The sequence below is a fragment of the Streptomyces capoamus genome (genome assembly GCF_014654935.1).
GTDB classification, from domain to species: Bacteria; Actinomycetota; Actinomycetes; order Streptomycetales; family Streptomycetaceae; genus Streptomyces; species Streptomyces capoamus.
The window spans coordinates 233,282-236,329 of sequence record NZ_BNBF01000011.1; the positions used below are offsets into that span (position 1 = coordinate 233,282).

3 protein-coding genes are annotated in these 3,048 nt (G+C 71.8%); all 3 read left to right on the forward strand.

Annotated elements, in window-relative coordinates; translation table 11 throughout:
* Positions 1-402: low temperature requirement protein A (locus tag IE312_RS40910; protein WP_229900150.1), on the forward strand; the 402-nt coding region annotated here is incomplete at its 5' end.
* A gap of 41 nt (positions 403-443) precedes the next feature.
* Positions 444-1,460 carry a P1 family peptidase gene (locus tag IE312_RS19595; RefSeq protein WP_189983515.1) on the forward strand — a complete coding sequence of 339 codons (1,017 nt, stop codon included), beginning with the start codon at positions 444-446 and terminating at the stop codon, positions 1,458-1,460.
* Positions 1,461-1,602: 142 nt separating this feature from the next.
* Complete coding sequence (locus IE312_RS19600; protein WP_189983517.1) at positions 1,603-2,820, forward strand: L,D-transpeptidase; 1,218 nt, start codon at positions 1,603-1,605, stop codon at positions 2,818-2,820.
* Positions 2,821-3,048 lie beyond the last annotated feature (228 nt).

Below are 3,048 nucleotides of genomic sequence, written 5' to 3' on the forward strand. Positions count from 1 at the left end.
GGTCATCTGCGCTCCAGCCGGCGGGCGTTCGTCTGGGGCTACGGCCACTATCCGGTCTTCGCCTCGACGGCGGCGATCGGCGCGGGTCTGGAGGTGGCCGTGGAGCAGGCGGTCGGCAAGGCGCACATCTCCGCCCTGTCCGCCTCGGCGGCGGTCACGCTGCCGACGGCCCTGTACCTGCTGACCGTGTGGGCGCTGCACGCGCGCCACTTCAAGGTGGGCCTCGCGCAGCAGCTGGTGCTGCCGGTCGCGGCCCTGCTGGTGATCTGCTGCACCTTCCTGCGAGAGTGGGCGGTGCTCGCGGCGGGGCTCGTCTGCTCGGCCGCGGTGGCGGCCGGTGTGGTCCTGACCGCGCGCAGGGCCGCCCGGCACCGGGCGGACACCGGCACTCCGGCCGGCTGAACCCTTCGGCAGGGTGCGCCGGCTCGGCCAGACTGGCGTCCATGACAGCTGACGCATTGACGGATGTCGCCGGGCTGCGGGTGGGGCACGCCACCCGCAGCGGCGACGGCTGGCTCACCGGCACCACGGTCGTCCTCGCGCCCGAGGGCGGAGCCGTCGCCGCCGTGGACGTGCGCGGCGGCGGCCCCGGCACCAAGGAGACCGACGCGCTGGACCCGCGCAACGTGGTGCAGAGGGTCGACGCGGTCGTACTCACCGGAGGGAGCGCCTACGGGCTGGACGCGGCGTCCGGGGTGATGGCCTGGCTGGAGGAGCAGGGGCGCGGGGTGCCGGTGGGGCCGGATCCGGCGCACGTCGTGCCGGTGGTGCCGGCCGCGTGCGTCTTTGACCTCGGTCGCGGCGGCGACTTCCGGGCCCGTCCCGACGCGGCGACGGGACGCGCCGCGGTGGAGGCCGCGGCGGCGTCCGCGGCGGGCGGACGGGTGCCGCAGGGCTGCGTCGGCGCCGGCACGGGCGCGGTCGCCGGGCGGCTCAAGGGCGGGGTGGGAACCGCGAGCACGGTGCTCGCCTCGGGGATCACCGTGGCGGCGCTGGTGGTCGCGAACGCGGCGGGATCGGTGCTGGATCCGGGAACGGGGGCGCTGTACGGGGAGATGTTCCAGGGGCGGGTGGCGTATCCGGAGGCGCGCGTGCACGAAGCCGCGCGCCGCCGCCTGGACGAGACCGGTGACGCCCCCGCGCCGCTCAACACGACGCTGGCGGTGGTCGCCACGGACGCGGACCTCACCAAGGCGCAGGCGCAGAAGCTCGCGGGCACGGCGCACGACGGCATCGCGCGCGCCGTAAGGCCGGTGCACCTTCTGCACGACGGTGACACGGTGTTCGCCCTCGCGACCGGCGCACAGGCCCTCGGCACGCACCCTTTGGCGCTCAACGACGTCCTGGCCGCCGGGGCGGACCTCGTGACGCGCGCGATCGTACGTGCCGTACGGGCGGCGGAGTCGGTGGCCGGACCGGGCGGAGTGTGGCCGTCGTACGGGGAGCTGTACGGCCGTTAGGGCCGGGTCGGGGCCGGGATTGTCGCGGTTCTGTCACGTGATGGCGTTCGAGGGCGTCGGCGGGAACCTTCCCCGGCACCGGTGCCCTCTTTCTCCACGCACTGGAACGGATCACGCACTTCACACGAACTGGGAGCAGCCCGTGACAACGCCGGACATTGCAGCGCGGCGCGTACTGGGGGCCTGTGCCGCCCTGATGGTCGGCGCCCTCACCCTGACCGCCTGCGGCGGCAGCGCCAACGCGACCGACGACGGCAAGGGCGGCAAGGACTCCCCCAAGACGTCGACGGCGAAGATCTCGATATCGGCCAAGGACGGTTCGACGGGGGCGTCCATCAACGCCACCGGCGTGAAGGTCGGCGACGGCAGGCTGACGGACGTGAAGATGACCGTGGCGGGGTCGGGGCAGACCGTGCCGGGGGCGATATCGGCGGACGGCCGCAGCTGGAAGCCCAAGGCGCAGCTGGAGCGCGGGACGAAGTACCAGATAGCCGCGACCGCGAAGGACTCCGGCGGCCGTACCGCGGCGGCCAACTCCATCTTCACCACCGTCAGCTCGTCGAACAGCTTCATCGGCACCTACACGCCCGACAACGGCTCGACGGTCGGGGTCGGCATGCCCGTGTCGTTCACCTTCGACAAGTCCATCACCGACAAGAAGGCCGTGCAGTCCCACATCACGGTCAACTCCTCCAGCGGCCAGCAGGTGGCCGGCCACTGGTTCGGCGACCGCCGGCTCGACTTCCGGCCGCAGGAGTACTGGAAGGCCGGCTCCAAGGTCACGCTGAACATCGCCCTGGACGGGGTCCAGGGCGCCAAGGGCGTCTACGGGGTGCAGAAGAAGACCGTCTCCTTCACCGTCGGGCGGTCGCAGGTCTCCACGGTCGACGCGCGCTCGCAGACCATGACGGTCGTACGGGACGGCAAGACCTTCAAGACGGTGCCGATCTCGGCGGGCAGCCCGCAGCACACGACGTACAACGGGCAGATGGTGATCTCCGAGAAGTTCGTGCAGACCCGTATGAACGGCTCGACGGTCGGCTTCGGCGGGGAGTACGACATCGCGGACGTGCCGCACGCGATGCGACTGACCTCGTCGGGGACGTTCATCCACGGCAACTACTGGTACAACAAGGGCAACCCGCCCTTCGGGCGCGAGGGCACCAGCCACGGCTGCGTCGGCCTCGCGGACGTGCAGGGGGCGCAGGGCGACACGCAGGCCAAGTGGTTCTTCGACAACTCGCTCGTCGGGGACGTCGTGATCGTGAAGAACTCCCCCGACAGCACCGTCTCCCCCGACAACGGGCTCAACGGCTGGAACATGTCGTGGAGCGCCTGGACCGCCGGAAGTGCCGCCTGAGCGGCGGGTTCTGACGCCTCGGCGGGCGCCACGACGGACGGCACGACGGGCCGCGCGGGAACTTTTCGCGCGGCCCGCGCGTTGTCCCGGCGCACGTTTTCTCGGTTCCCGGACATGATGTCCGACCGAGGGGCTACGGTATGCACCCACAAGGTGACATGCAGCAACGCCGGGAGATGCCTTGAGCGTTCCGTACGAGACCGCAGCGTACGAACCAGCCGAGTCGCC

Excerpts from the sequence above, each read along its gene's own strand:
- IE312_RS19595 (WP_189983515.1), top strand. The coding sequence starts at position 444 with ATGACAGCTGACGCATTGACGGATGTCGCCGGGCTGCGGGTGGGGCAC.